Genomic DNA, 26,785 nt, shown 5'->3' with positions numbered 1-26,785 from the left:
CGGCACGTTCGCGGAACGCGTAGGCGGGTGTGCTGAAGGCGTGTGGTGGGCACCCAGGTGAGGCCGTGTGACGACAGGAGGACCCCGTGGACGCCGACAGCCAGCCGCCGGTGAGCAGGAAGCCGCCGGTCGAGACCGAACCGCCCCCAGGAGTGCTGAAGAAGGCGATCGCCGCATCGGCCATCGGCAACGCGACCGAATGGTTCGACTACGGCATCTACGCGTACGGCGTGACCTACATCTCGGCGGCGATCTTCCCGGGAGACACCGAGAGCGCGACCCTGCTCGCGCTGATGACCTTCGCCGTCTCGTTCCTGGTCCGGCCGCTCGGCGGCCTGATCTGGGGCCCGCTCGGCGATCGCCTCGGTCGCAAGCATGTCCTTGCCATCACGATCCTGCTGATGTCCGGTGCGACCCTGTGCGTCGGCCTGGTTCCGACGTACGACTCGATCGGGCTGTGGGCGCCGATCCTGCTGGTCCTGCTCCGGATGATCCAGGGCTTCTCGACCGGTGGTGAGTACGGCGGTGCCGCGACCTTCATGGCCGAGTACGCCCCGAGCCGCCGGCGGGGGTTCCTAGGCAGCTTCCTGGAGTTCGGCACGCTGGCCGGCTTCTCGCTCGGTGCGCTGTTGATGCTCGGCTTCTCGCTGGTGCTCGGCGACGACGCGATGCACTCGTGGGGCTGGCGGCTGCCGTTCCTGGTCGCCGCACCGCTCGGCCTGGTCGGCGTCTACCTGCGCTCGCGGCTCGAGGACACGCCCGTGTTCCGCGAACTGGAGGCGAAGGGTCAGAAGGAAGAGGAGACGACCACCCAGTTCAAGGATCTGCTGGCCGGCTACTGGAAGCCGATCCTGCAGCTCGGCGGCCTGGTCGTCGCGCTGAACGTCGTCAACTACACCCTGCTCACGTACATGCCGACGTACCTCGAGAGCGAGATCGGCCTCAGCTCGGACGAATCGCTGATCGTGCCGATCATCGGAATGTTGACAATGATGCTGTTCCTGCCGTTCGCCGGCCGGATGTCCGATCGCATCGGCCGAAAACCGCTGTGGTGGTTCTCGCTCGCCGGGCTGTTCGTGTTCGGTGCGCCGATGTTCCTGCTGATGGGGACGAACATGGCCGGCGCGATCATCGGGTTCGCCGTACTCGGCCTGCTCTACGTCCCGCAGCTCGCGACGATCTCGGCCACGTTCCCGGCGATGTTCCCGACCCACGTCCGGTACGCCGGTTTCGCGATCGCCTACAACGTGTCGACCTCGCTGTTCGGCGGTACGGCGCCCGCGGTGAACGACTGGCTCACCGCCGAAACGGGCAACGCGCTGATGCCGGCGTATTACATGATGGCCGCCTGCGTGATCGGTGCGCTCGCCCTCGTCAAGGTCCCCGAGACCACGCGCTGCCCCCTCAACGGCACCGCCATCCCAGGCACCGACGAGGCACTCCCACCAGTTGCGCTGGAACCCGCAAAGGCCTGAGCTCGAGAAGGTTTGATCACTCGATGGGTTCCTGCAGTTCGGTGACCCACTGAGCCGGGTCGTCCGGACAGTCGAGATAGAGCTCTCGCGCCGGCTCGCTGGACCGATGGCCGTTGTCGTCGATCCAGCGAGCCAGCGCCTGCCAGGCGGGAAGCACCTGGTCGATCGGGCCACGATGCACCAGTGTCGCGGCCCGCACCGCCGGCAGGTCCACCACCTCGAGTCCATTGAGGTTGCCGTCGGCATCGACCGACGCCGGAACAGTCGCCCGTACGACGGCCTCGTCCTCAGCCTGCCGTGATCGCTCGTACAGGCAGGTCAAGCGACCGGCCGGATGCACTGCGGCATCGGGGAGCCGCCGGCCGAGCTCCGCGCAGAGGGGATGGATGACAGGGCCGATGTCCTCGGGCGTGAAGCTCGCCGCCGTGCTGGTGAGTCCCACCAGACGAACGGCAGGCAGATCTTTGATCACCACGTCGGCAATCGGCAGTGCGCCCTCGATGCCGCGAAGACGTGACTCGACCTGTGCGAGCCGGGCGAAGCTCTCGGCGACGCTGGACTCCAGCTCCGCGCGGCGGATTGTCAACAATGCACGCAGCTCGGCCGGGCTGATCTGGTCCGCGATCATCCTCCGTACCTGCTCGAGCGAGAACCCGAGATCCTTCAACGCGACAATCCGGTTGAGGTCGGCAAACTGCCCGGCCTCATAGCTCCGATAGCCGGTCGCCGGATCAACGTGAGCAGGCCGCAGCAGCCCAATCGCGTCGTAATGCCGCAACATGCGAACCGAAACCCGCCCATGCCTAGCAAAATCCCCGATGGCAAACAACCCGTCCTCCCTTCCCCAACCGAGTCAACCAGCAATCCCGCCAACGATCCCGCCGACCCCGACGAGGATCCCGCCGACCCCGACGACCGCCTGTCGACGGCGGGGTTCCGCGATCTCGCACTCGCGCTCGCCGGTGTCGTCGTACGGGTCCCACCACACCTGCCTCACCCACCTCCGCCGCCACCTCGGCCTTCCCGTTGACCGCCTGGCGGCGGTGGGGCGTCGTCCAGGTCGCACTACGCGTGCCCCCCGGCGGCTGGGGCGACGACTGGGCCGGTGGAGAGGTCCGCGGTTGTGAGTTCGGCGAAGGTTATTGCGGTGTCGTCTTCTTGCCACGGGCCGATCACCTGAGCTCCGAGGGGCAGGCCGGCCGGCGTTTGTCCGATCGGCATGCTGAGGGCCGGGAGTCCGGTCAGCGATGCGTGGGCGATCCAGAACACCTGGGCGTCGTACCGCTGCTCGCCGTACGACGCCTTGATCGTCCGCTCCTCGAACGGCCGTTCGTCATGTGGGAACGCGGTGGTGAAGCTGGTCGGGCAGAGGAAGACGTCGACATCCTCGAAATACCGCTGCCACTTCAGGCGCAGGCCGATCCGCCGACGCTCCTGCTGGATCACCTCGGCGAGACTGGCGAAGTCCGGCGACTCGCCGTGCAGCGCGAAGAACAGCCCGACCTGGAACCCGAAGGCGTCGGCTTGTCCCGACGGATCGACACCGGCGGGCCAGCCTTCGACGATCTTCGCCCCGCTCTGGCCGAGGCGATCGATCGTGTCCGACAGCGCAGCTCCCACCTCGCTCGACACCGGCGCGTCCTCGTGGTCGAGCACCACACCCACCCGGAAGTCCGCGAGCCGATCGCGCCGCGACGGCTGGAGCCGCCACGACAGCGGCGCCGTCGGACCACCGGTGACGGTCAACGCTGTGCGTAGATCCGCAGCCGATCGCGCGAGTGGTCCGATTGTCGACAACATCGGGAACTCGGTCGGCAGCTCGGGCGGTCCTGGGAGCTGGAAGCCGTGCAGCGGTACCACTCCGGCGGTGGGCTTCAGTCCATAGACACCGCAGTACGCCGCCGGCAGCCTGATCGACCCGACGAGATCCGATCCGTACTCCAAGTAGGTATGGCCTGCGGCCAACGCCGCGGCACCACCGCCGCTCGAACCGCCCGGCGTGCGGGTCAAGTCCGCGGGATTGTTCGTCCGGCCGTAGATCTCGTTGCTGGTCTGACCGAAATCCCCGAGCATCGTGTGGACATTACTTTTGCCGACAATGATGGCGCCGGCCCGGCTGAGGCGCTGGACCACGGTCGCGTCCCAGTCCGCGACATAGTCCGCGAACGCCGGATTGCCCCACGTCGTATGCAGTCCCGCGACGTTGAAGCACTCCTTGATCGTCATCGGTACGCCGTGCAATGGCCCGACCTCTCGACCTGCGGCGATCGCGTCGTCCGCCTCGGCCGCTGCCTGCAGCGCGTACTCCACTCGAGTCTCGACCACCGCGTTCACGACGTTGTCGGCGTCGGTCAGCCGACCGGCGGTGTCGGCCGCGATCCGCGCCAGCATCCGCTCGGTCACCTCGCGTGAAGTCACCTCGCCGGCCCTGATGCGTGCGGCAAGCTCCGTTGCTGTTCCAGTCATGCCGCCGGTCTACGGTCTGACACAGTGTCAGAGTCAACGGCGCGCCCGGCGAGGTCAACGGCGCGCCTGGCGAGGTTAACGGTGCGCCCGGCGAGGTTAACGGTGCGCGCGGCGCTATCGTGCCACCACTCAATCGACCGCGCGCCCGTTGCGGAACACGGTGCGGATCCGCTTCTCCAGTGAGCCGCAGTCGAGTTCGGTTCCGTCGAGCAGCACGAGATCCGCTCGCTTGCCCGGGCTGACCTCGCCCCGGTCGTCGGCCAACCCGAGCAACCGCGCCGCTTCGATCGTTGCCGCCCGCAACGCTCCGGCATCGCCGAGGCCGGCAGCCGCCAGATGTCCGAGCTCCCACAGCACCTCGGAGTGCGGCCGTACCGGGTTGTCAGTTCCCATCGCGATCGGCACGCCGGCCTCGAGTGCCAGCCGAACCGAGTTCCGATGGGCTTCCGCAGCACCGTCCGGTGCGTGATCCGGATCCGACTGCGTGACCGACAGCGTTGGCACGTACCAGGTCCCGGCAGCCGCCATCGCGTCCACGGCCGCCTCGTCCAGATACGTCCCGTGCTCGACGCTCCCGGCTCCGGCCCGCGCCGCAAGTTCGGCCGCGCGAGCACCATGGGCGTGCACCATCACCCGGCGATCACCATGCCGCCGAGCCTCGTCGACCAGCGCGGTCATCTCCTCGGGCGTGAGTTGTACGTCGTGGACTCCTTTGCCGAGTGCCATCGACCCGGTAGCGGTCAGCTTGATCCAGTCCGCGCCGGCACGAACCATCCGCCGTACGACGGCTCGCGCCCCATCGGCCCCGTCGAACACCGGATCGGGCATCGCGGGATCGCCGAAGAAATCGACCGGTCCGACCCGCGACGACCAGTGGTCCCCGATGCCACCCGTCGTACACACCTGACGCAGACTGACGAGCACCTCCGGCCCTTCGATCCAACCCTTCTCGACCGCCAGCCGTACGCCGGCATCGGCACCCCACGCATCTCGCACGGTCGTGATTCCCCGGCTCAGCAACGTCCGCAGCACAGGTACGGCGGACAGCGGCCGAGCCGACCGCGGTAGCCCGAACGGATCCCGCATCGTCTGCGACAGACAGACATGCGTGTGGCAGTCGATCAACCCGGGCAGCAGCAACCCACCCGAACAATCGACCGCCTCATCGCCGTCCAGCCCTGGCCCGACATCGACAATCCGATCGTCGACAATCGCCACATCCGCCTCCCGCATCTCCCCGGAGGCAACATCAAGAACGGACCCGGACCGCAACAGAAGACGCCGACTCATCCGGGCATCCTTCCAACCGGGAAGGTCCACAACCCCAAGTTCAACCCGTCCGGCCGGCCACAGGGCGCCCCTCGTCAACTGGTGAACCAGCGCGGTTGGCTTGTGTGATGGCTTGGAGCCGTCACACTGGGGGTTTACCAACGCAACGTCCGGTAACCACCGAACGAAGGATTTGGCATGAGTGTGTTCGATATGTTGAAGAACAAGGCCTCGGAACTGCTGCAGGGCGCCAGTGAGAAGGTCAGCGACGCGACCGGTATCGACCTTCCGGTCGGCGATGCCGCCGACCAGGCGTCGGAGGCTGCTACCGGCCTCGGCGAAACCGCGCAGGGGTACGCCGACACCGCAAGCGAGCACGTCGACGCGGCCACTGGTCTCGACCTGCCGGTCGATGGCGTCGCCGACCAGGTGACGCAGGCTACCGACGGCCTTGGCGAGGCAATCGATCCGGGGCAGAAGCCCTGACCATGATCTGCAGGTGAGAGGCCGACACATCCCTCCGCCACGTGCCACGCGCGTGTACTCCACGCGCGTGCACGGGCGGGGCACTGCTCGCGGCGGTTCCGTCGCAAACTCAGCTGGACTGCGTGCCCGGGGACCACCGCCCGAGCCACTGCTCGGCGCCCCAGGCCTCGAACCGCTCTACCTCAATGAACCCCAGCTTCGCCGCGAGACGCATCGAGCCGACGTTGGCGGACTGGGTGGTGAGCACCACCGGCTCGCCGGGAAGCGCGCCGGCGAGCCAGCCGAGTGCGGCCGCGCACGCCTCGGCGGCGTACCCGAATCCCCACGCGCGCGGTAGGAACAGGTAGCCGAGGTCGGCCTTCCCCGCGGCAGCCGGGCGACTGTGCCCCGTTGCTCGCCTGAGCAGGATCTGGCCGATCATCGACCCGTCGAGATCAACGACGAAATTCCCTGGCCACCGCTCTGGCGCCCCGGGCATCATGCGCTCGAGCTCGTCACGCGGCCGGGGGCCGCCGAGGTAGGTGTGCACCTCTGGCGACGCGAGCAGCTCGATGAACGCCGTACGGTCCCGGGTCTCGGGCTCACGGAGCACGAGCCTCTCGGTCCTGATCGGCTCAGGCGGCCAAGCGATAGCTCCCAGATCTTCCACCGGTGCACGCTAACAGGCGGTCAAACCAACCGAACGGGAGACGCTCAAGAGGGCCAGGCCTCGGGAGAAGAAGCGTTGTGCGGCAAGGTATCCCGGCGTTGACCACGTGGCCGCGTTACCCGGCTGGCTCGGGGCTTTACCCGTCGGCCAACGAGGGGAGCTTACTTTCCGGTGCCGAAGATGGGTCTGCTTTCCGGGCTTGTCCCGAGTTCGTCGGCAGGCACGCCGATGTTCTGGCAGGCGGTCAGGCGCCACTGGCCGTCTTCCTTCGCCATCACCCAGAGCGGCGAGCCCACGTCCAGCCCGTCGGGTGTCTGGTAAATCTGGCGTAGTTTGACGGCGGCGACGTCAGGGCGGATGAACAGCACGTGCTCGAGTTCGAACGTGACTGTCGTGCCCTCCATCCCACCGGGGAGCACCTGGCGGGTGAATGTCGAGATCTCCTCCAGGCCGAAGAGGCGCTTGCCGCCGCCCGTCGTCCAGATCGCGTCCGCCCGGAACAGCTGGAGGAACTCGTCCGGCAGTTCGTTGTTCTGTGCGTGTTCGACCGTGGCGACCAGTTGCTTGATCGCGTCGATCTCGGCTTGATGTAGAGGTGCGTCGGTGTCCGTGAGGTTCATGAAGCTCAGCCTCGAACATCAAGGACACTTGAGGTCAAGGGCCGCCGTCAGCATCAGTCCGAGCTCGGCGGAGGGCGGCCGCTGCGATTCCTACGACACGACGGCGCTGACCGCGTCAGCCCAGATGCCGGCTGCCTCGTCGATCTCCTCCGGGTTCACCACGAGGGCGGGGATGAAGCGAACGACCTGACCCCAGGCGCCGCAGGTCAACAGCAGGAGACCCCTCCTCGCTGCCTCCTGCTGTACGGCGGCCGCCGTGATCGGGTCGGGTTTGCCGTCGGTGTCGCGGAACTCGTTGCCGATCATCAACCCGAGCCCGCGCACGTCGGTGATCTGCTCGTGCTTGTCCGCGACCAACTGCAGGGCCTGCTTCAGTTGCGCACCCCGCTCGGCCGAGTTCTGCACCAATCCCTCGTTCTGGATGACATCCAGCGTCGCCAGTGCGGCCGCGCACGCCACCGCGTTGGCGCCGTACGTCCCACCCTGCGAACCGGCCCACGCCTTCTCCATCAGCGCGGACGACGCGGCGATGCCCGACAGTGGGAAGCCGGACGCGAGTCCCTTCGCCGTGATCAGGATGTCCGGGTGTGAACCGAAGTGGTCGCCACCCCAGAACTTCCCGGTCCGGCCGAACCCGGTCTGCACCTCGTCCACGACGAGCAGGATCCCGTGCGCGTCGGCGCGTTCCCGGAGTCCGGCGAAGAACCGCTCGTTCGCCGGGACGTACCCACCCTCGCCCAGCACTGGCTCGACGACGAACGCCGCGGTGTCGGCCGGCGTGCTCAATGTCTGCAACACGTAGTCCAGCTGGCTCAGCGCGAAATCCGTTGCCTGTTCCACCGGCCAGCCGAAGTGACCGGGGTCGGGGAACGGCGACACGTGTACGCCGGCCATCAGTGGACTGAACCCGGACCGGAACTTGGTCCCCGACGTCGTCATCGATGCCGCCGCAACCGTCCGGCCGTGGAACCCGCCGTGGAACACGATCACGTTCGGCCGCCCGGTCGCCTGCCGGCTGAGGCGTAGCGCTGCCTCGACCGCCTCGCTGCCCGAGTTCGCGAAGAACGTCCGGTCGAGGTGCTGGGGGAGGACCTCGCTGAGCCGGTCGACCAGGTTGAGCAGCGGCCGGTGCATCACCGTCGTGTACTGCGCGTGGATGATCTTGCCGACCTGCTCCTGCGCCGCCGCGACCACCCGGGGATGACAATGCCCGGTCGACGTCACCCCGATGCCCGCGGTGAAGTCGAGGTAGCGTCGCTCGTCCTCGTCGAACAGCAACACACCCTCGCCCCGGGCGGCGACGACTCCGGTTGCCTGTTTCAACACCTGCGACAGCTCGGCCACGGCGGCTCCCCTTCACGCGTACGGTCGACACATGATTGTCAACTGGTAGATTGTCGACAATCAGCGTATCTCAGCCATGTGGACTGTCAATGGAGGGCGCGAATGACTGCACATCGAGGGCTCAGCGCCGATCAGCCAGGGCTCAGCGCCGAACAGCCGGGTCCCGGCCCCGGTCTCAGCCCCGGTCTCGGCGCTGACGAGGCGAAGGTGATCGACGCCGTCGAGAAGCGGTTGTACGTCGGTGGGCAATGGGTCGAGGCAGCTGGTGGCCGGACGTTCGACGTACTGGATCCGTCAACGGGGGAGAAGCTGTGCTCGGTCGCGGACGCGTCGCCGGCTGACGGCCGCGCCGCCCTCGACGCGGCGGTCGCCGCGCAACCGGCCTTCGCGAGACTGTCGCCGCGTGAGCGGGCCGACATGCTGACCGCGGCGTACGAGTTGCTCCTCGAGCGGATCGACGATCTGGCCTTGCTGATGACGCTGGAGATGGGCAAGCCGCTGGCCGAGGCCCGTGGCGAGATCACGTACGCGGCCGAGTTCTTCCGGCACTTCGCGGGCGAAGCGGTCCGGATCGACGGCGGGTACCAGACCGCACCGGCCGGGAACGCGCGCTTCCTGATCACCAAGCAGCCGGTCGGCCCGTGCCTGCTCATCACGCCGTGGAACTTCCCGATGGCGATGGGCACCCGCAAACTCGGCCCGGCGATCGCGGCCGGCTGTACGAGCGTGATCAAACCCGCGCACCAGACGCCGCTGTCGATGCTGGCGTTGATGGACATCCTGGCCGAGGCCGGCGTACCGGCGGGTGCGGTCAACTGCGTCACCGCGATGGACGCGGGCGGGGTGATGGAGCCGCTGATCCGCTCCGGCCTGGCCCGCAAACTGTCCTTCACCGGCTCCACCAAGGTCGGCAAGATCCTGCTCGAACAGTGCGCGGACAAGGTACTGCGGACGTCGCTCGAACTCGGCGGGAACGCGCCGTTCATCGTGTTCGAGGACGCCGACCTGGACGAGGCGGTGGACGGCGCGATCGCGGCCAAGATGCGCAACATGGGCGAGGCGTGTACGGCGGCCAATCGTCTGTTCGTCCATTCGTCGACAATCGACGAGTTCGGGAAACGGCTGGCCGCGAAAATGTCGGCACTCACCGTCGGCCGCGGTACCGAGCCGGGCGTCAACGTCGGACCGTTGATCGACGAGGCGGGGCTGGCGAAGGTGCAGTCCCTGGTCGCCGACGCGGTCGGCCGCGGCGCGACCGTACTCACCGGCGGAGAGGTTGCTGCTGGCAACGGTTACTTCTATCCGCCGACCGTGCTGACCGGCGTACCGCGGGACGCCGCGATGGCGGGTCAGGAGATCTTCGGCCCGGTCGCCCCATTGACCCCGTTCGACACCGAGGACGAGGTCGTCGCCGCGGCCAACGACACCGAATGGGGCCTGGTCGCCTACGTCTTCACCAACGACCTCCGCCGGGCCCTCCGCGTTGCCGAATCCCTGGAGACCGGCATGGTCGGCCTCAATCAGGGCATCGTCTCCAACCCCGCCGCCCCCTTCGGCGGCGTCAAGCAATCCGGCCTCGGCCGCGAGGGCGGCACCGTCGGCATCGACGAGTTCCTGGAAACCAAGTACATCGGCATAGCAATGCCCTGACACCACACCCCGCCGACCTCGACGCCGGTGGGCCGCGGTGTGCACGCCGACCGCGGTGGGCCGCCGTGTGTACGACGACCTTGGTGGGCCGCCGTACGTCGGCATGACCCGCCGTGCTGCGGTTCGCGTGGGTGCGACGCCGTACGCCCGTAGTGGTCGGGGAGTGGTGTGGTCAGCGGGTGGTCAGGCGGGTTATGGCGTCGTCCATGTGGGCAATCATGAGGTCGTCGGCGTGGAGGTGGTCGCCGGCGGCGATGGCTTCGGCTAGGGCCCTGTGTTCGCCGACGCGCGCCTCGGAGCCGGTGTAGGTCGATTCCAGGGCGTGGATGCACATCCGTGTCTCGATGATCGACGTCTGGTGCATGCGGGACAGACGCGGGCTGCCGGCGAGTTTCACCAGGCGTTCGTGGAAGGCGATGTCGAGTTCGCCGACCGCGGCCGGGTCGCCCTCGGCGGCGGCCATCTCGTCGACGATCGCGAGCAGTTCCTTGCCGGCCGCCTCGTGGTCGCCGGCGACGATCCGCCGGGCGGCGGCGCGCTCGATCGCCTCCCGGGCCAGGTACATGTCCCGGATGTCCTCGGGCTCCATGGTGATGACGAACAGCCCGCGGTTGCGGATCGACACCAGCAAACCCTCCTGGGTGAGCCGCTGCATCCCCTCCCGGAGTGGTCCGCGGCTGACGCCGAGCTTGCGGGCCAGCTCGGCCTCGCCGAGCTGTGCGCCCGGCTTGAGCTCGCCGGCGCCGATGGCCTTGCGCAGCTTGTCGGCAATGATGCTCGGCGTCGACTCCTGCGCCAACGGCTCGATGAAACTGGTCACGCGTGTGTCCCCCTTGCTGAAAACAATCGGCCCAAGCCTGAGAGTGACGGTACCGGGCCGATCAACTGGAGCCCCTTCCACACCGTCACCTGGTTCGCCGTGAGTACCGGCTTGCCGACGGCCGCCTCCAGATCGTCGACAATCTCCAGGGTGTGCATCGCGGTGTCGGGTACCAGGATCGCCTCGGCGTCCGGGTGATCCGCGGCCTTCACCATCGCGACCACCTGCGCCGGATCGAGCGTGCCGACCTCGGCCGCGGTGATGATCCCGTGGCTGCCCATCGCGACCACCTCGACCCCGCCCGCGGTCAGGAATCGGACGAAGTGCTGCGCGACATCTTCCGGGTACGACGCCGCCACCGCGACCCGTCGTACGTCGAGGGCCCGGCAGGCGTCGACGAACGCGAGTGACGTCGAGGACGCCGGTACGCCGAGCACCTGAGCGACTCCGGAGGCCTGGTTGCGGGCGCCCTCGGGTCCGAAGACGAAACTGCCCGACGTACACGCCCACATCACGGCGTCCGGTTCGGCGGCGGCGAGCTCGGATGCGCCTTCGGCGAGCCGTTCGGCGCGGCCCAGGTCGAGCAGTGCGTCCACCCGGTGCGCGTCCTCGCCGACGGAGGTGATCACGACCGGGAGCTTGACGGCCCCGTCCAGTCGCGCCTCGAGCGCCGGGTAGTCGTCTTCCGCGCTGTGGCCGGGATAGAGCAGCCCTACTGTGACCATCCGTCCTCCTGGCTGACCAGCACCAAAATGAGTAGATTGTCGACAATGTTAACCCCACCGAACCCCACCACAAGAACCTCCGGGCCTGGGTACGACGTGGCGCGGTTGGTGGCGGAGTTGCGGCGGGAAGTGCGCGGGGTCGTCGGGGACGACCGGGGGACGCGGGCGCTGTACGCGGCGGATGGGTCCAACTATCGGGTGGTGCCGGATGTGGTTGTGGTGCCCGCCGATGTCGAGGATCTCGCGACCGCGGTTGAGGTGATTGCCGCGGCCGGGGCGCCTGTGGTGATGCGGGGTGGTGGGACCTCGATGGCGGGGAACGCGATTGGTGGGGTGGTGGTCGATGTCTCGCGGCACGTGAATCGGATCGTCGAGATCGACGCCGAGGCGCGGACCGCGGTGGTCGAGCCCGGGGTTGTGCTGACGGATCTGCTGGCGGCGGCCAGGCCGCACGGGTTGGCCTTCGGCGCCGATCCGTCGTCGGCCAGCCGGGCGACGCTCGGCGGGATGATTGCCAACAATGCGTGTGGTGCGCATTCCGTGGCCTGGGGTACGACGGCGGACAACCTTCGCTCGCTCGACGTGATCCTTGCCGATGGCACCCAGATCACACTCGATGCCGGCAGCAGTCAGATCGGTGCCGCAGGCTTGCGGGCGGCGTATGCGTCGCGGCCTGGTCGGGAGGGTGAGCTGCACCGGGCTCTGCAGGCCTTCGTCGATCGCAACGAGTTGCTCATCCGGCGCCGGTTCGGACAGTTCACCCGGCAGATCTCCGGGTACGCGTTGCACCGGCTGTTGCCCGAGCACGGATACAACGTCGCCGGCCTCCTGTCCGGTAGTGAAGGCGGCCTGGCGGCGACGCTACGTGCGACCGTCGCGCTCACTCCGTTGCCAAAGGCAAAGGTTCTGTGTGTGCTCGGGTTCGGTGACTCGATCACGTCGGCGGATTGTGTGCCGATCGTGTTGCGGCATAGGCCGCTGACGATGGAGTCCATCAACGTCGATCTGGTCGAGCGGCTCCCGGCCGAGGTTCGCGACGCCGCCGTACATGCCGGACTGCCTGACGGCAAAGCCTGGCTGCTGGTTGAGATGGGCGGCGAGGATGAGGCGCTGGCCGCCCGCGCCGCGCGGACGATGCTCGACGAACTGCGCGACTCCGGCTCATCTGCGACGGCGAGTCTCGTGACGGATCCGAAGGCGCAAGCGGTGCTGTGGCGCTGTCGCACCGACGCGGCCGGTCTGGCGACCCGACGCGCTGACGGTGCCGAGGCGTGGGGTGGTTGGGAGGACGCCGCCGTACCTCCGGAGAGGCTAGGTGCCTATCTCCGTGGCCTCGACGAGTTGCTCGGGCGGCACGGTTTGTCGGGGGCGTCGTACGGACACTTCGGCGAGGGCTGCATGCATATGCGGATCGACTTCGACCTGCTCAGTCGCCGCGGCATCGCGACGTACCGGGATTTCGTCGAGCAGTCGACGGACCTGGTCGTCGAGCTCGGTGGATCGGTGTCCGGTGAGCACGGTGACGGACGGGCGCGGGGTGAGTTGCTCAGCCGGATGTACGGCGCAGACGGTGCCCGGTTGTTCGCAGAGCTGAAGGAGATCTGGGATCCGGCCGGTGTGATGAACCCCGGGATGATCGTCGATCCGCCACCGCTGGACCTGGCGATCCGGCATGACGGTCCGGCGAAGGATCGTAGATTGCCGACAATCTTCGCGTATCCGGACGACGAGCACGATTTCGCGCAGGCGCAGCGGCGGTGTGTCGGGATCGGCAAGTGCCGGCAGAGTTCAGGCGGGGTGATGTGCCCGAGCTATCAGGTCACCCGCGAGGAGAAGCATTCAACCCGCGGTCGAGCCCATCTGCTGTGGGAGATGCTGCAGGGCGACCTGATCACGGACGGCTGGCGATCGGCCGAAGTACGCGATGGGCTCGATCTCTGTCTGTCGTGCAAGGGATGCCTTTCCGATTGTCCGGTGAACGTAGACATGGCGACGTACAAGGCCGAGTTCACGCAGCACCATTACGCGCGCAGACCGTGGGCGCGGCCGCTGTCGCACTGGTCGATGGGTTGGCTCCCGCTGTGGGCCCGGCTCGCAGCACCGGTCCCGGGGCTCGCGAATCGCTTCGCCCGGCTCCGGTTGACCAAACGCCTCGGCGGCATCGCGGCCGAGCGCGAGGTTCCACCGTTCGCGCGGCAGACCTTTACTTCTTGGTTTGCTGCGCGCGGAGGTTCGTCGACCGGTGGTAGCAAGGTCGTGTTGTGGGCCGACACGTTCACGGATCATCTCGCGCCGGAGATCGGGCGGGCGGCGGTCGCGGTGTTGGAGGCGGCCGGGTTCGAGGTCGTGGTGCCGGAGAAGCCGGTGTGCTGTGGTCTGACCTGGATCTCCACCGGGCAGTTGAAGAAGGCGAAACGGGTCCTGAACCGGTCGCTCGACGTACTCGCGCCGTATCTCGCCGACGGTACGCCGATCGTCGGGCTCGAACCCAGTTGTACGGCGGCGATCCGGCACGACGCACCTGATCTGATTGCCGACAATCCTCTCGCCGACAAAGCTGCGAAGGCGACGCGGACCTTTGCCGAGTTCCTGGTCGAGTCCGGCTGGGAACCACCGCGGGTCGGGGGAGAGGCGCTCGTGCAGACCCACTGCCACCAGCACGCCGTCCTCGGGTTCGACGCCGATCGCCGGCTGATGTCGGCTGCCGGCATCGACGCGACCATCCCCGACTCGGGCTGCTGCGGTCTGGCCGGCAACTTCGGCTTCGAACGCGACCACTACACCGTCTCGAAGGCGGTCGGGGAGCGCGTACTGCTGCCCGCCGTACGCTCATTGCCCGAAGCAACCGCCGTACTGGCCGACGGCTTCAGCTGCCGCACCCAGATCGCCCACGGCACCCCACGCCGAGCCCACCACCTAGCCGAACTCCTCGCCGCAGCCCTCCCCAACCCCGAGTCGCGCCAGAGACCCGAATCCCAGTAGAGGACAAAACCTGTCCGGTACTCCTTCTAGCGTTGGTCCTGACAGCGAGTCCGACAGGGTGCGAAGGAGAGCTGAGATGCCGATTCCCGAGGGATATACGACCGTGACGCCGTGGATCATCGGGCCGGACACGGCGGGGTTGATGGACTGGCTGACGCGGGCCTTCGGTGCCGAGGAGATCGACCGGGTGGTGGGTCCGGACGGGCGGATCGGGCACGCGGAGATGCGGATCGGGAACGCGATCGTGATGATGTTCGACGGCCGTCCGGACTGGCCGCCGACACCTGCTTTTCTTCGGCTGTACGTCGACGACGCGGACGCCGTGCACGCCCAGGCGGTCGCGGCCGGGGGGACGTCGGTGACCGAGGTGACGCATCTGTTCTTCGGCGACAAGGTGGGGCGGGTCCGCGATCCGTTCGGCAATCTCTACTGGATCCAGACCCGGATCGAGGAGCTGACCGAGCAGGAGATGATGGAGCGCCTGTCGGATCCCGAGTTCACCCGGCGGATGGAGTACGTGCAGGGCGCCGACTTCTTCCCCGGCCGTCCGGGGTCAGGTGAGTAGGCGTAGGGCGGTGAGGGTGTAGGCGCGGGCCGCGGTCACGAGTTCGGCGATGGGGACGGACTCGTCGGCGCGGTGGGCCTGAGTGGTGACCGAGCCAGGGCCGAGTACGACGACGGGTACGTCGAGGTCTCGGGCGACGTACCCACCATCGCAGGCCGCCGTCCAACCCGCGAGCGGGAGATCGGGGCCGCCGGCATCGACCCGGGCCGCCTCGACCACGCGGACGAGCTCCGCATCGGCAGCCGTCTCGAACGCGGGCATCTCCATCGGCATCTCGAGCTCGACCGTCAACCCGCGATCCTCGAGCCGCAACGCCGCCACGCGTGCCCGCAGATCATCGAGTACGGCGGCCGGCGACTCACCGGGCAGCAGCCGTCGATCGACGACAATCACACAATCGGCAGGGACGATCGAACCGCCCGTACCCCCGTTGATCTGGCCGACACTCCAGGTCGCCGGGCCGAGCAACGGATGCGGATCGGCGGCGAGTTCGGCGTGCAGGCGCTCGATCTCGGCAACGACGGCGGCGGCGCCATAGATCGCGTTGGCGCCGTCGTCCGGGTTCCCCGCGTGGCAGGCGCGGCCGTGGATCGCGACCCGAAGGTACGAGTCGCCCCGGGCCGCGATGATTGTCTGCAGATCGGTCGGCTCCGCCGTGATGCAGCCGAGAAACGCGGCGCCCGATCCGCGCGCGTGGTCGACGTACGCGCGGATGCCTTTGCCGGTCTCCTCCTCGTCCACCACTGCGGCGAGCTCGACCGGGCCGCTCAACCCGGCGCCGCGTAATGCGGCCAACGCGATGAGCGTGGCGGCGAGCCCGCCCTTCATGTCCGATGCGCCGCGCCCGTAGATGCGCCCGTCCTTCACGACCCCGCCGTACGGATCGGTCGTCCATCCGTCACCCACCGGTACGACGTCCGTGTGCCCGAGAATCAACAGGCCCGGACCGTTGCCCTCAGCAAGCGTGATGCTGACGTTCTCCCGCTCGGGCTCGACCGGTGACGTGACCACGCCGAGCCCGAGCTCCCGCGCTGCCGCCGCGAGTACTGCGACTGTCGCGGCCTCCTCGCCGGGCGGGTTCTGCCCGGTTGCCTGCAGCAACTCGCAGGTGACCCGGACCAGCAGGTCTTCGTCGATCCGGTCGAGGACGCTCTGTTCGGCGGGCGTGACGGTCATGGAGACCTAGCCTAGGCGGACCTCCCGGCCAGGTAGGAGCGCCAGCCGCCGTACGAGGTGATGTCCTGCTCCGGATCCGCCCCATCCGCCGTACACACGAACCCGAGGATCCGCCGGCCGTCCGACAGTTCGAGCGGACCGATCGCCAGCGGTGGCTCGACGGTCGCCGCGAACCCACCGAGCTCGGCCGCGGGCATGCTCCACACCTCCACGTCGATCCCCGGCCCAGCGGCGTCCGACAACGTCCGAGTCAGACCCGGCCTCGGTCCGTCGAGCAGATACATCCGGTACGACGAAGCAGTCCGCGCATCGAAGGCGAGCCGGGCGCCGCGTCGTACCAGCTCATCGTTGAGTGGTTGACCGGACAGATGAGCCCCGGCGACCGCGAGCAGAACCTCCTGCGGAGCTTCGTCGCACCACACGGCGGCGAGATCGAGGAGCACCTCGTCATGACCGGCAGGCGCCAGCAGTTGGACGCCGAACGGCAAGCCGTCGGAACGATCCGGACCGGGGAACGCGACCGCGCACAGGTCGAGCAGATTGACCATGTTCGTGAACCGTCCCAGCCGGCTGTTCACGCCGATCGGATCCGCCGCCACTTCGGCCAGGGTCGGGTGGCCGGCTGTCACTGGCAGCAGCAGGGCGTCCAGTTGGGTCCACAGATGTTCACTCGCGCGGGCGAGGGTCGCGAGTCGATCGAAGCCCGCAAAGGCGTCCGCCGCAGTCAGCCTTGCGCCATTGTTGACAATCGACCGCACGGTCGGATCCACCGCGGGGTCGTCGTCCAGCTTGTCGCCGAAGGCCAGCCACCTCTCGGCCAGCCACGGCCCGGAGTACAGCAACTCCGCCGCCTCGAGCAGCGGCCGAACGTCCACCTTCACGACGTCGCCAAGCCGGTCAGCCTGATCGAGCGTCTCCTGCCAGGCCTGCTCGTGCAGCGGATCGAGGTCCAGGTCCAGATCCGGTACGCCGATCACCGCGGCGGCTCCCGGGATCCGCCCGGCCCGGCGCCGCGGCAGATCAGAAGCTCGCCGCGACCAGGCGTCGTCCGGATCGAAGGCGACCATCACCTCGAAGGCCCGACGCGCCATCCGGACCGACCGAGCCATCACCGTCACACAGTCGAGCGAACGGCAGGCCGGTACAACGCCCCGCGCGGACACGAGTCCGCGACTCGGTTTAATGCCGACAATCCGATTGAAGGCAGCCGGCACCCGGCCACTGCCTGCGGTGTCCGTCCCGAGCGCGAAGTCGACCTGCCCGCTCGCCACCGCGACCGCGCTGCCCGAGCTCGATCCGCCCGACACGTGCTCTGCGGAGAACACCGAGTGACAGGCGCCGTACGGCGAACGCGTGCCGACCAATCCGGTCGCGTACTGATCCAGGTTCGTCTTCCCCAGCGGTACGGCGCCCGCCGCGATCAACCGATCGACCACAAACGCGTTCTGTGCCGCCGGGTGCGAGTTGCGCGGATCGCCGGCCGTGGTCGGCACGCCGGCGAGATCGATGTTGTCCTTGAGCGCCATCGTGAGTCCGTGCAACGGTCCGGGCGCGGGCTCGACCGGGTCGACCCGGGTGATCCAGACGTTCACGCGCCCCACCGGGCCCGCTCAGCCTCGAAGGCGGCTCGCCGTTTCGCTCGTACCGTCGCTATGTCCACAGGTGCCTCCTGTTCGATCCGGCGTACGTCGGCGATCGAGAAGGTCGCCGGGTTGACGCGCAGGTCCGCCCGGCCGGCCTTGATCTCGGCCCGCTCGTGGGCCAGTTGCTCCGCGCTCACCGGGGTGAATCTGATCAGGTCGAACTGCCGCAGCAGCCAGGGCTGCTCGTCACCGGGGGAGAGCCGCCAGACCGGGACAGTGCGTCCGACCAACTGATACCCGCCTGGCCCTTCCATCCCGTACACGCAGAGGTAGATCCCGCCGATGCCGACCGCGTTCTGCGGGGTCCAGGTGCGGGCCGGGTTGTACTTCGTGGTCACCAGCCGGTGCCGCGGATCGACCGGTACGGCGACCGGCGCGCCGAGGTAGACGTCGCCCAGCCCGACGACCAGGTACGTCGCCTCCTGGATGATCTCGAAGACCTCGTCCCGCCGGTGTAGATCGTTGACACGCCGGATGAACTCCACGTTGTCGGGACACCAGGGCGCGTCGGGCCGGACTGAGGTCGCATACCGCCGCATCGCCTCATGCGCCTCCGGGTGGTCGAACGCGATCGGCAACGTCACCTCTCGCGCCGGCAACACCACGGTCGCCGGATCCTCCAGCCCCGCGGCCAGGAACACGAGCTGCTCCGCCAACTCGGTCAGCCCCAGCCGCGACGAGTCGACGGCGACGAGCAGCGACCGCACGCCCTCGACGATCTCGGCCACGCCGTCCGGCCGATGCGCCCGCAACGCCTGTGCCAGCAGATGAATCCACACCCGGACGGTGAGATCGAGTTCGGCCGGGCCGGCTTCCACCAGCAGGTGCCGCTCGCCCGCACATCTGATCGTGTACGGCGGTGTGCCATCGGACTGATGCAGGACCTCGGGACGACTGGAACCGCTGACGGCGGCAGCGACCGGGGCCGATTCCTGACGGAGATCGGTGAGCCAGGTACGTCGTACCGCGATCGCCTCGGCCGCGGTCTCCAGGGTCACCGGCACCAACTGGACCGAGTCGCCGGCGCGGAGTTGACCGAGCATCCACCGATCGGCCTCGATCACGACGGCCGGTACGACGAAGCCGCCGAGCGACGGTCCGTCCTTGCCGACGATGACCGGGGTGTCGCCGGACAGCATGATGCCGCCGACCGGGTACGCCGAGTCGTGCACGTTGGACGGATGTAGTCCGGCCTCACCACCGTCGGTCCGGGCCCAGTCCGGTACCGGTCCGACGAGTCTGATCCCGGTGCGGTCGGAACGATGGTCGACAATCCAACTGTTGGCAAAGAACGCGTCGACGCCTGTTGTGGTGAGGTGATCTGGGGCGCCGTGTGGTCCCGGGATCACCCGCAAGTCCCAGGAGTTCGAGATCGCCGGCAGCTCGACCGACATCGGGCTGAGCAGGTTCTCCCGGCGACCCAGGGGGAGCTGATCGCCGACTGCCAGCGGCCTGCCATGGTGACCGCCGAAACCGCCCAATATGAAGGTGGATCGACTGCCGAGTACGCGCGGAACGTCCAGGCCGCCCTCGATCGCGAGGTAACCGCGCATCCCCGGTCCGTCGAGTGGACCGACGTCCAGAACAGCGCCGGCCGGGAGGAGGACGACCATTCCGGGCCGCACCCGGCGACCGTCGATCGTCGCATTGTTGACAGCGCCTCCGACGCAGATCAGCCGGTCTTCGTCGCAGGTCAGCACTGGTCCGGCGAGCACGCACTCAAGTCCGGCCGCGCTGTCCGGGTTGCCCACCGCGGCGTTGACCAGAGCGAAGCTGAGTTCGTCGGCGGCTCCCGAAGGTGGTACGCCGACGTCCCACAATCCCGGCCGACCAGCCAGGTCCTGCACAGTCGTCTGGATCCCCGCAGCGATGACTGTGATGGATGCCAACTTCACCACCAGCCCAGGAGCTGTACTGGTGTCGGATTCCAGCCGTTGCAGGGGTTGTTGACCTGCGGGCAGTTGCTGATCAGGACCAGGACGTCCCGGCTTGCGGTGATCTCGACATACCGGCCCGGGGCCGACAGACCGTCGTCGAACTGCAGGTCACCGCCGGACGTGACCGGCACGTTCATGAAGAAGTTGACGTTGTGCGTGAGTTGGCGTTGTCCGATGCCGGCCTTCGCGCCGTAGTACAGGAAGGTCTGGCGGCATGCGTGCTGGTGCCGGGTGAATTCGCCGTACCGGATCACGTTGCTCTCCTGCGAGCACGCGCCGCCGACGGTGTCGTGCCGGCCGCAGGTGTCGTCGGTGATGACGGCGAGTTCGTCGAGCCTGGTCGACAACAGCCGTGAGCCGGTGGTGAGGAAGACCGCGCGCTGTTCGCGGATCGTGTCGAAGGCGGAGTAGCGGTTGTCGATGTCGTGAGCGTCGTAGAACAAGGTGTCCACGGCCTGGTTGCCATGCAGGTCGACAATCTGCAATCGACCGCCTGCGGGCACGGTGATGAGTGCGCCGTCTCCGGGCTCCACGGTGGTGTCGAGGCTGACGGCTGTCTCAGTGATGGTCATGCGATCAGCTCCCGAGTCAGCTCGAGCGCCCGGATTGCTTCCTCCCGCAGTTCGGGATCCTCCTCGTGGCCAGTGGCTTCGATCCGTACGGCGACGCCGGCGGCAGGCTGGTCGGAGAGGGGATGGGGTGCGGTCGAGATGAATACCAGCAGGTCTTGTTCGGCCCGCAGGGTGACTGTGTCTCCGGCCTGGGCGTGGCCGGGGGCGAAGGTCAGCGACGCGCGGGAGTCGTCCGCGATCGCGACCTTCGAGAAGAAGTTGATGCAGCCGTGCAGGTCCGCCGGACCGAACCCGTGCTTCGCAAGTTCGATTGTCAACAATCGGTCGGGGATGAGCCCGGTGAGGCAGTCGTGCCAGTCGAGGGTCGACGCGACCACAGTGGCCAGCGCCAGTCCCCGGTCCGACATCAGGACCATGCCGGCCCGGATGCGGGCGGACATCTGCGACTTCAGTGTGTCCGGGACGTTGAGCCGATCGAGTCGATCCGCGCCGATGATCAGCACCGACGCGTTGGAACCATCAGTCAGAGCGGTCAGGGTGATGCTGCGTCCCGCGCGGACCGGTGTGGACCAGGCGGCGGCGCCAGGGATGTCGTGATTCACGCGCTCGCTCCCTCCGCCTCTGCGACTCCGCCAGTTGCAGCCGCTGGCACGACCAGGCCGATGGAGGCGTGGTAAGCGCTGCGCTGACTGCGATAGGCAATGAGCCCACCGACAGCCACGATCGCGAGTGTGATCAGCGGCAGGTAATGCAGGTACCAGCCATCGCCCGCCGGGTCGTACACGTCGGCGCGCGGCCAGCCCAGGTTGATCGCCATCGCGAGTCCGTAGGCGACCGCGATGATGTTGACAATCAGACCAAAACGCCCGAGCGAGAACAGCGGTCGGCCGTTCTCGTCGACGCCGGAGGCGGGTCCGTTGCCGGTCAGCCGCCGTACCAGCAAAGGTGCGGTGACCATCAGGTACGCGACGTACAGCAGCATGATGCAGACACTCGCCAGACCGAGGAACAGACCTGCGTTGCCGAAGTTCACGACGAGACACACGCCGGCGAGCACACCGGGGACGATCGTCGCCGCGACCGGGGTGCCGGTACGACGGGACACCTGGCGCAACTGAGCCGACGCCGGCAGGACGTTGTCGCGCGCCATCGAGAAGATCATCCGGGCCGCCGCCGTCTGGATCGCCAGCGTGCAGACACAGACCGCGAGGGCGACATCGAGAAGGAGCAACTTGCCGGCCGTCGTACCGAGCTGACTGGTCAGGACGTAGGGGAGACCCTCCGTAGCGAGGGCGCCGTCGGTCAGGGACGGGGCTGCCATCAGCGCAGCGATGATCAGGAAGGCGCCGCCGATCCCGGACGCGACGACCGCGCGGATGATCGTCCGGGGCGTCGTCGCCCGCGGCTTGTGCGTCTCCTCGGACAACTCACCCGCGCTGTCGAAGCCGACCAGTACGTAGGCCGCCATCAAGGCCGAGATCAGCAGCGGTACGACGTACCCGGTCGAGCTGTCGAGGTTGGTGGTGTGCAGTACGACGGACGGACCGCGCTCGGCGCGGCTTGTCAACAACACAACAATCAACACGACGCCGATGAGCTCACACGTCACGCCGACCGAGTTGACGACCGCGGTGATCCGCACGCTCGTCGCGTTCAGCAGCGTGGTGGCTGTCAACAATAGACAGCCCAGTACGACGGCATTCGCGGCGCCGTCCTTCGACGCCAGCGTCGAGTCGGTCCCGACCAACTGGAAGCCGGACCAGACCGCGGGGAGCACGACCTGCAGGGCGATCGCGGCGGTGGCCAGTGTGATGATCTGCGCGATCACCATCGTCCAGCCCGCGAACCACCCGACGACGGCGCCGCCGAGACGGCGGGCCCATTGGTAGATCGCTCCGGACAGGGGATAGCGCGCGGCCAGTTCGGCGAAGCAGAGGGCGACCATCAGCTGCCCGGCGAGCACCGCCGGCCAAGTCCAGAAGAAGGCCGTTCCGCCGAAGCCGAAGCCGAGCCCGAACAACTGGAAGACGGTCGTCAGGATGGACACGAACGAGAAGCCGGCCGCGAACGACGCGTAGCTGCCGACCCGGCGCGAGAGTTGCTGGGTATAGCCGAATCGGCCCAGGTCCTCGGCGCTTGGTTCCTTGGCGTTGGGTGAGGTCAGTGCCTCAGGCGTGGCTGACATTCCGGCCTCCGTCGAATCGGCCCGGAATGCACACGGCAGCCCGGGGCCTTCAAGGCCTCCCGGGCTTTTGTCCCGCCGTGGAACGGCGCCGTCGCGAACAGCGCCGTCTCCCCTCTCGGACCAGTCCTGCCGTCACCGGCAGCGGAACCCTAGGGGCGCCCCGCCGTTTCAGCGGGTCCTTTTCAGTTCAGGGCGCGTTGGTTTCACCGGCACGCGTCCCGTGTAACAACAACGTAAACGAATCCTCTCACCCGCCCACCCCAAGTGCGACCAGTTGCCCCAGGCAACAATACCGATCGGCAGCCACCGCTCGCCCGCCCGCCCGCCGCTCGCCCACTGTTCGGCCGCCGCTCGGCCCGGCTCGCCCGCTGGTCGGGAGCTGCTCGGCCCCAGCTCCGGCCCCCGGCCCCCGGCCCCGGCTCCGGCCCCCGGCCCCCGGCCCCCGGCCCCGGCTCCGGCCCCCGGCTCCGGCTCCCGGCTCCGGCTCCCGGCCCTCGGCGCCGGCCCCCGGCCCGGCTCCGGCTCGCCCCCGCCCCGGCTCGCCCCCGCCCCGCCCCGGCCTCGGCTCGGCCCCGCTCGCCTCGGCTCGGTACCAGCTCGCCCGCTGCACGGCTGCGACGGGCGTGGCGGTGGATTGTCTGCAATCAGACGCCGCTCGGACTACGCGAGCTTGTCCACGGCCCGGCGCAATCGGGTGACGCCCTCGTGGATCCGGTCCGGCTTGGTCGACGCGAAGCACAACCGCAGCGCATCGGTGAACCGGCCGGTGGGGGAGAACGCCGTACCGGGGATGAACGCCACACCCTCGGCGAGCGCGATCTCGAACAACTCGGCGGTGTTGACGCCGTTCTCCAACGTCACCCAGAGGAAGAAGCCGCCCTCGGGGTCGGTCCAGCGGGCGATGTCGCCGAAGTGCTCCCGCAGTGCCGCGTGCATCGCTTCCTTGCGACGCTTGTACTCCGCGCGCTGCGTGATCAGGTGATCCTCGAGATGCCCGCCCTGCAGGAACCCGGTGAGCAGTCGCTGGGCCGGCAGGTTCGTGCACGTGTCCATGGCCTGCTTCGCGTTGATCAGCAGTGGCTGCAACTCCGGATCCGTGTCCACCCAGCCGACCCGTAGTCCGGGCGCAACGATCTTCGAGAACGTCCGTACGGCGAACACCAGCGGATCGCCGGCGGCCAGTTCGCGGATTGTCGGCAATGGATCGCCGGCGAACCGCAGGAGCCCGTACGGATCGTCGTCGATCACCATCGATCCCCAGGACCGGGCCAGCTCGAGCAACCGGTGCCGCCGCTCCAACGAGAGGGTCGCGCCGGACGGGTTCTGGAAGGTCGGAATGGTGTAGATCGCCTTCGGCCGTCGTCCGTCGAGGAGCTCTTCGAGATTGTCGACAATCATCCCGTCGGCGTCGACCGGGACCTCCAGCAACTCAGCGCCGTACGAGAGAGCGGTCGCGCTGCCGTTCGTGTACGTCGGTGATTCGACCACGACCAGGTCGCCGGCGTCGACGAAGAGCTTGCAGAACAGGTCGAGCCCCTGCATCCCGCCCGCGGTGATAGTCAGCCGATCGGCGGTGGTCTCGTCGCTCGTCCCGCGCAGTGTTTCCAGCAGTGCTTCGTGCAGCGGCGGATCGCCCTCGGTGGCCGCATAGTCGTACGCGTCGGCGCGACTCAGTTGATCGGCGGCGATCCCGGCCAGGATCGCCGAAGGGACCGCCTCGGCCGCCGGCGACCCCATGGCGAACCGCACGATGTCATGAGTCTGCCTGTGCAGCAACGAAGTACTCGAGTCAATCACCGACCCAACCAGCCCCCCAACCCGCTCGGCATACGGCAGAGCCTTCCCACCAGGTACACCGCCACCGCGCGGAACTCCGTGTGCGGCGCCAGTGCAGGGAGGTGTGGGTGTGGCGGCTGGGTGGGGAAGTCCGGGGGTGTCGCCGATGGGTGGGGGATCGGCGTTGGCGCGGGTTTCCTGCGTCACTGGGGCTACCTCCTGATCGTCAGTTCGTGGTCCAGATCGGTCAGTCGCTCGACGCCGTGGTCGGTGACCACCACCGGTTCGGACAGTTCGTAACCCCAGCCGTCCATCCACATTCCGAGGATCACGTGGAACGCCATCCCGGCCGCCAGCACAGTGGTCTCGCCGGGCCGCAGACTGACCGTGCGCTCACCCCAGTCGGGCGGGTATCCGATGCCGATCGAGTACCCGATCCGTGATTCCTTCACCAATCCGTGCGCAGCGATCACGTCATTGAAGGCAGCGTGCACGACGCTCCCCGTGACGCCTGGTCGGATTGTCGACAACGTCGCGCACATACCTTCGGCCACGATCTTCGCCGTCTCGAGCAGCCGCCGGGGTGGATCGCCCAGCATCACCGTGCGGGCGAGCGGAGCGTGATAGCGGCCGAACACACCGGCCAATTCGATCGTCGTCGCCTCACCGGATCGGAACGGGCGATCGGTCCAGGTGAGATGCGGCGTACCGGCTGCTTCGCCGGAGGGGAGCATCGGCACGATCGCCGGGTAGTCGCCGCCGTGTTCCGGCGTACCGATCGCCTGGGCAGCCATGATCTCGGCGACCAGATCACATTGCCGGCGGCCGGGCCGGAGCTGGTCGAGCGCGATCCGCATCGCGTTCGCGGCGATCGAACCGGCGATCCGGAGTTGGCGCAGCTCGTGCGGCGACTTGACCAACCGGATCCAGTTCACCAGCTCGGCCGAATCGACCAACCGGTGGCCGGGCAGACCGTTGCCGAGGGCAAGGTACGCACGGGCGGAGAAGTAATGCGCGTCGCCCTCGATGCCGACGTCAGCGCCGGCGGGGATGCGTTCACGTGCTCTGGCCGCGATCCAGTCGTAGGGGTGGACGTCGGGGCGGTGGACCAGATCCTCCGGGTAGCCGTGGATCTGGTCGGCCCGCAGATTACAGGTGTACGCCGCCCCGGCCGCGTCCATGGCCCGCGCGAACAAATGCGGTTCGCCGTCGGCGGGGATCAGCAGGCACTGCGGGGTGTAGAACGACCAGGCGTCGTACCCGGTCAGGTAGAAGAGGTTCGCCGGATCGCTGACAATCAGCGCGCCGAGATCGCGCCCGCCCATCGCGGCCCGCACCCGCTGGAGCCGGCCGACGTACTCATCCGGCTCGACCGCCTGATCCAGCAAGTCCTGCACGCATGCACCTCCAACCGCGGTCGATTGCAGATTGTCAACAATAGTACTGACTCTAACCGCTGCCGACGGTCGAGAAGAACCCCTAGATCCGGCTCTGCGGGACGTACACACCCGCCGGTGCCGTGCCTTGTTCGCACGTTGCTATTCGCCCTTCGGGTCGGTGAGTGTCACCCGCCCTTTGCCCGAACGGCGCGACCAACTCCGGCAGGCCCTCACAGCAAGTCACAACCCCAATGCGGCCCGTCCTCAGTTGTGGGTGAGGAGGTGTTGGCCTTGGCCTATTGCCGTGTGGCCGGCTAGGGAGAGGGCTGACCACATGGTGACCTGGTTGGCGGTGAGGACTGGTTTGCCGATCATGGCTTCGAGGCCGGCGATGACGTCGTACGTGGGGAGGTTGGTGCAGCTGATGAAGACGGCGTCGGCTGACTTGGTGTCGATGCTGCGGACGAGTTCGACGGTGGCCTCGTAGGGGACGGTCCAGATTTGGGCGATCAGGCCGAGGCCGGCGGTCGCGACCACCTTTACGCCGGCTTCGGCGAGGAAGGCGGTCAGGCCGGCGGTTAGATCGTCCGTGTACGGCGTGACCGTTGCGACTCGGTTGATGCCTAGGTGACGCAGGGCCAGGAGGAGTGCGCCGCTCGTTGTCACCGCGGTCGGTGCGCCGGCGGCGACCATTGCGTCGACGAGTGCGGCTTCACCGGCCAGGCCGCCGACGAAGCTGCCCGAGGTGCAGGCGTACGCGACAGTGAGCGGTGCCACCGGGAGTACGTTGGTTGTGGCTCGGGCGATCAGCTCCGGGTCGGAGATGTGTACGGCCATCTCGAGTGTTGCGGCGAGAGGCGCATACGGCGTACGTGTCAGATGCAGCGTGACGTCGTCGGGGGCCCACCGCCAGAGTTCGCGATCGAGTGCGAAGTCGTACGGCGCGACGACGCCGATCCCCGTCTGGAGGAGCGGCGGTGTCGGCGCCGGCAGGGGGTGAGTGGAGGGACCGAGCGTCATGCGACTCAGTGTGCGGTCCGGCTGGTCGCGGCGACAAGAGATTGTT

General features: G+C 68.1%; 23 protein-coding genes and 1 riboswitch. Of the genes, 5 read left to right on the top strand and 18 right to left on the bottom strand.

Annotated features, from left to right (window positions below):
• Window positions 1-86: 86 nt before the first annotated feature.
• Window positions 87-1,475 (top strand): MFS transporter, encoded by a 1,389-nt coding sequence (locus V9K99_RS32500; RefSeq protein WP_337005653.1) that lies wholly within the window; start codon window positions 87-89, stop codon window positions 1,473-1,475.
• 16 nt (window positions 1,476-1,491) lie between these two features.
• Here the strand turns inward: V9K99_RS32500 and V9K99_RS32495 are convergent, their stop codons facing one another.
• The 4 genes from V9K99_RS32495 to V9K99_RS32480 form a co-directional block, all read right to left on the bottom strand.
• Window positions 1,492-2,304, bottom strand: coding sequence for a MerR family transcriptional regulator (locus tag V9K99_RS32495; RefSeq protein ID WP_337005655.1), 813 nt, complete (start codon window positions 2,302-2,304; stop codon window positions 1,492-1,494).
• 24 nt (window positions 2,305-2,328) lie between these two features.
• The gene (locus V9K99_RS32490; RefSeq protein WP_337005657.1) at window positions 2,329-2,472 is read right to left on the bottom strand and encodes a hypothetical protein; all 144 of its coding nucleotides are present in this window, start codon (window positions 2,470-2,472) and stop codon (window positions 2,329-2,331) included.
• A gap of 68 nt (window positions 2,473-2,540) precedes the next feature.
• Complete coding sequence (locus V9K99_RS32485; protein ID WP_337005660.1) at window positions 2,541-3,941, bottom strand: amidase family protein; 1,401 nt, start codon at window positions 3,939-3,941, stop codon at window positions 2,541-2,543.
• A 129-nt stretch (window positions 3,942-4,070) separates the two neighbouring features.
• A complete protein-coding gene (locus V9K99_RS32480; protein WP_337005662.1) occupies window positions 4,071-5,231 on the bottom strand; it encodes an amidohydrolase family protein in 1,161 nt (386 codons plus the stop codon).
• A gap of 177 nt (window positions 5,232-5,408) precedes the next feature.
• Here V9K99_RS32480 and V9K99_RS32475 point away from each other — a divergent pair, with 177 nt between their 5' ends.
• Complete coding sequence (locus tag V9K99_RS32475; RefSeq protein WP_337005664.1) at window positions 5,409-5,696, top strand: hypothetical protein; 288 nt, start codon at window positions 5,409-5,411, stop codon at window positions 5,694-5,696.
• Between the two features lie 109 nt (window positions 5,697-5,805).
• Here the strand turns inward: V9K99_RS32475 and V9K99_RS32470 are convergent, their stop codons facing one another.
• The 3 genes from V9K99_RS32470 to V9K99_RS32460 form a co-directional block, all read right to left on the bottom strand.
• Window positions 5,806-6,345, bottom strand: a complete 540-nt coding sequence (locus tag V9K99_RS32470) for a GNAT family N-acetyltransferase (protein ID WP_337005666.1) — start codon at window positions 6,343-6,345, stop codon at window positions 5,806-5,808.
• Between the two features lie 161 nt (window positions 6,346-6,506).
• Window positions 6,507-6,965 carry an SgcJ/EcaC family oxidoreductase gene (locus V9K99_RS32465; protein ID WP_337005668.1) on the bottom strand — a complete coding sequence of 153 codons (459 nt, stop codon included), beginning with the start codon at window positions 6,963-6,965 and terminating at the stop codon, window positions 6,507-6,509.
• A gap of 90 nt (window positions 6,966-7,055) precedes the next feature.
• The gene (locus V9K99_RS32460; protein ID WP_337005670.1) at window positions 7,056-8,309 is read right to left on the bottom strand and encodes an aspartate aminotransferase family protein; all 1,254 of its coding nucleotides are present in this window, start codon (window positions 8,307-8,309) and stop codon (window positions 7,056-7,058) included.
• A 102-nt stretch (window positions 8,310-8,411) separates the two neighbouring features.
• On the opposite strand from V9K99_RS32460, the gene V9K99_RS32455 reads away from it, so the two are divergent.
• Window positions 8,412-9,959 carry an NAD-dependent succinate-semialdehyde dehydrogenase gene (locus V9K99_RS32455; RefSeq protein ID WP_337005672.1) on the top strand — a complete coding sequence of 516 codons (1,548 nt, stop codon included), beginning with the start codon at window positions 8,412-8,414 and terminating at the stop codon, window positions 9,957-9,959.
• 172 nt (window positions 9,960-10,131) lie between these two features.
• Here the strand turns inward: V9K99_RS32455 and V9K99_RS32450 are convergent, their stop codons facing one another.
• The gene (locus tag V9K99_RS32450; protein ID WP_337005674.1) at window positions 10,132-10,779 is read right to left on the bottom strand and encodes a GntR family transcriptional regulator; all 648 of its coding nucleotides are present in this window, start codon (window positions 10,777-10,779) and stop codon (window positions 10,132-10,134) included.
• The gene (locus tag V9K99_RS32445) at window positions 10,776-11,504 is read right to left on the bottom strand and encodes a maleate cis-trans isomerase family protein (RefSeq protein WP_337005675.1); all 729 of its coding nucleotides are present in this window, start codon (window positions 11,502-11,504) and stop codon (window positions 10,776-10,778) included. The genes V9K99_RS32450 and V9K99_RS32445 overlap by 4 nt, the downstream gene beginning before the upstream one ends.
• 45 nt (window positions 11,505-11,549) lie before the next feature.
• Here V9K99_RS32445 and V9K99_RS32440 point away from each other — a divergent pair, with 45 nt between their 5' ends.
• Both V9K99_RS32440 and V9K99_RS32435 read left to right on the top strand, forming a co-directional pair.
• A complete protein-coding gene (locus V9K99_RS32440) occupies window positions 11,550-14,486 on the top strand; it encodes an FAD-binding and (Fe-S)-binding domain-containing protein (protein ID WP_337005677.1) in 2,937 nt (978 codons plus the stop codon).
• Window positions 14,487-14,562: 76 nt separating this feature from the next.
• Complete coding sequence (locus tag V9K99_RS32435) at window positions 14,563-15,051, top strand: VOC family protein (RefSeq protein ID WP_337005679.1); 489 nt, start codon at window positions 14,563-14,565, stop codon at window positions 15,049-15,051.
• Here V9K99_RS32435 and V9K99_RS32430 read toward each other — a convergent pair.
• From V9K99_RS32430 to V9K99_RS32390, 9 genes are all read right to left on the bottom strand, one after another.
• Window positions 15,040-16,227: a M20 family metallopeptidase gene (locus V9K99_RS32430; protein WP_337005681.1), complete on the bottom strand. Its 1,188-nt coding sequence runs from the start codon at window positions 16,225-16,227 to the stop codon at window positions 15,040-15,042. The two genes, V9K99_RS32435 and V9K99_RS32430, sit on opposite strands and share 12 nt — an antisense overlap.
• Before the next feature lie 11 nt (window positions 16,228-16,238).
• Window positions 16,239-17,819, bottom strand: a complete 1,581-nt coding sequence (gene atzF / locus V9K99_RS32425; RefSeq protein WP_337005684.1) for an allophanate hydrolase — start codon at window positions 17,817-17,819, stop codon at window positions 16,239-16,241.
• The gene (locus V9K99_RS32420) at window positions 17,816-19,759 is read right to left on the bottom strand and encodes a 5-oxoprolinase/urea amidolyase family protein (RefSeq protein ID WP_337005686.1); all 1,944 of its coding nucleotides are present in this window, start codon (window positions 19,757-19,759) and stop codon (window positions 17,816-17,818) included. Before V9K99_RS32420 ends, atzF begins: the two co-directional genes overlap by 4 nt.
• Before the next feature lie 2 nt (window positions 19,760-19,761).
• Entirely contained in the window at window positions 19,762-20,379 is a 618-nt protein-coding gene (locus V9K99_RS32415) for an urea amidolyase associated protein UAAP2 (protein ID WP_337005688.1), read from the bottom strand.
• Window positions 20,376-20,981 (bottom strand): DUF1989 domain-containing protein, encoded by a 606-nt coding sequence (locus tag V9K99_RS32410; protein ID WP_337005690.1) that lies wholly within the window; start codon window positions 20,979-20,981, stop codon window positions 20,376-20,378. Before V9K99_RS32410 ends, V9K99_RS32415 begins: the two co-directional genes overlap by 4 nt.
• Window positions 20,978-22,564, bottom strand: coding sequence for an amino acid permease (locus tag V9K99_RS32405; RefSeq protein ID WP_337005691.1), 1,587 nt, complete (start codon window positions 22,562-22,564; stop codon window positions 20,978-20,980). Before V9K99_RS32405 ends, V9K99_RS32410 begins: the two co-directional genes overlap by 4 nt.
• Before the next feature lie 54 nt (window positions 22,565-22,618).
• A riboswitch (guanidine-I (ykkC/yxkD leader) is annotated at window positions 22,619-22,728 on the bottom strand.
• A 496-nt stretch (window positions 22,729-23,224) separates the two neighbouring features.
• Window positions 23,225-24,361, bottom strand: coding sequence for an aminotransferase-like domain-containing protein (locus V9K99_RS32400; protein WP_337005693.1), 1,137 nt, complete (start codon window positions 24,359-24,361; stop codon window positions 23,225-23,227).
• Between the two features lie 191 nt (window positions 24,362-24,552).
• Complete coding sequence (locus tag V9K99_RS32395; protein WP_337005696.1) at window positions 24,553-25,737, bottom strand: M24 family metallopeptidase; 1,185 nt, start codon at window positions 25,735-25,737, stop codon at window positions 24,553-24,555.
• Window positions 25,738-25,983: 246 nt separating this feature from the next.
• On the bottom strand, window positions 25,984-26,739 hold the full coding sequence (locus tag V9K99_RS32390; protein ID WP_337005698.1) for a maleate cis-trans isomerase family protein: 756 nt from the start codon (window positions 26,737-26,739) through the stop codon (window positions 25,984-25,986).
• Window positions 26,740-26,785 lie beyond the last annotated feature (46 nt).

The sequence above is a fragment of the Kribbella sp. CCNWLW201 genome (assembly GCF_037203805.1).
In the GTDB taxonomy this organism is placed as follows: Bacteria; Actinomycetota; Actinomycetes; order Propionibacteriales; family Kribbellaceae; genus Kribbella.
Note: the sequence above shows the minus strand (reverse complement) of the source record. Positions and strands in the feature narration are given on the sequence as shown.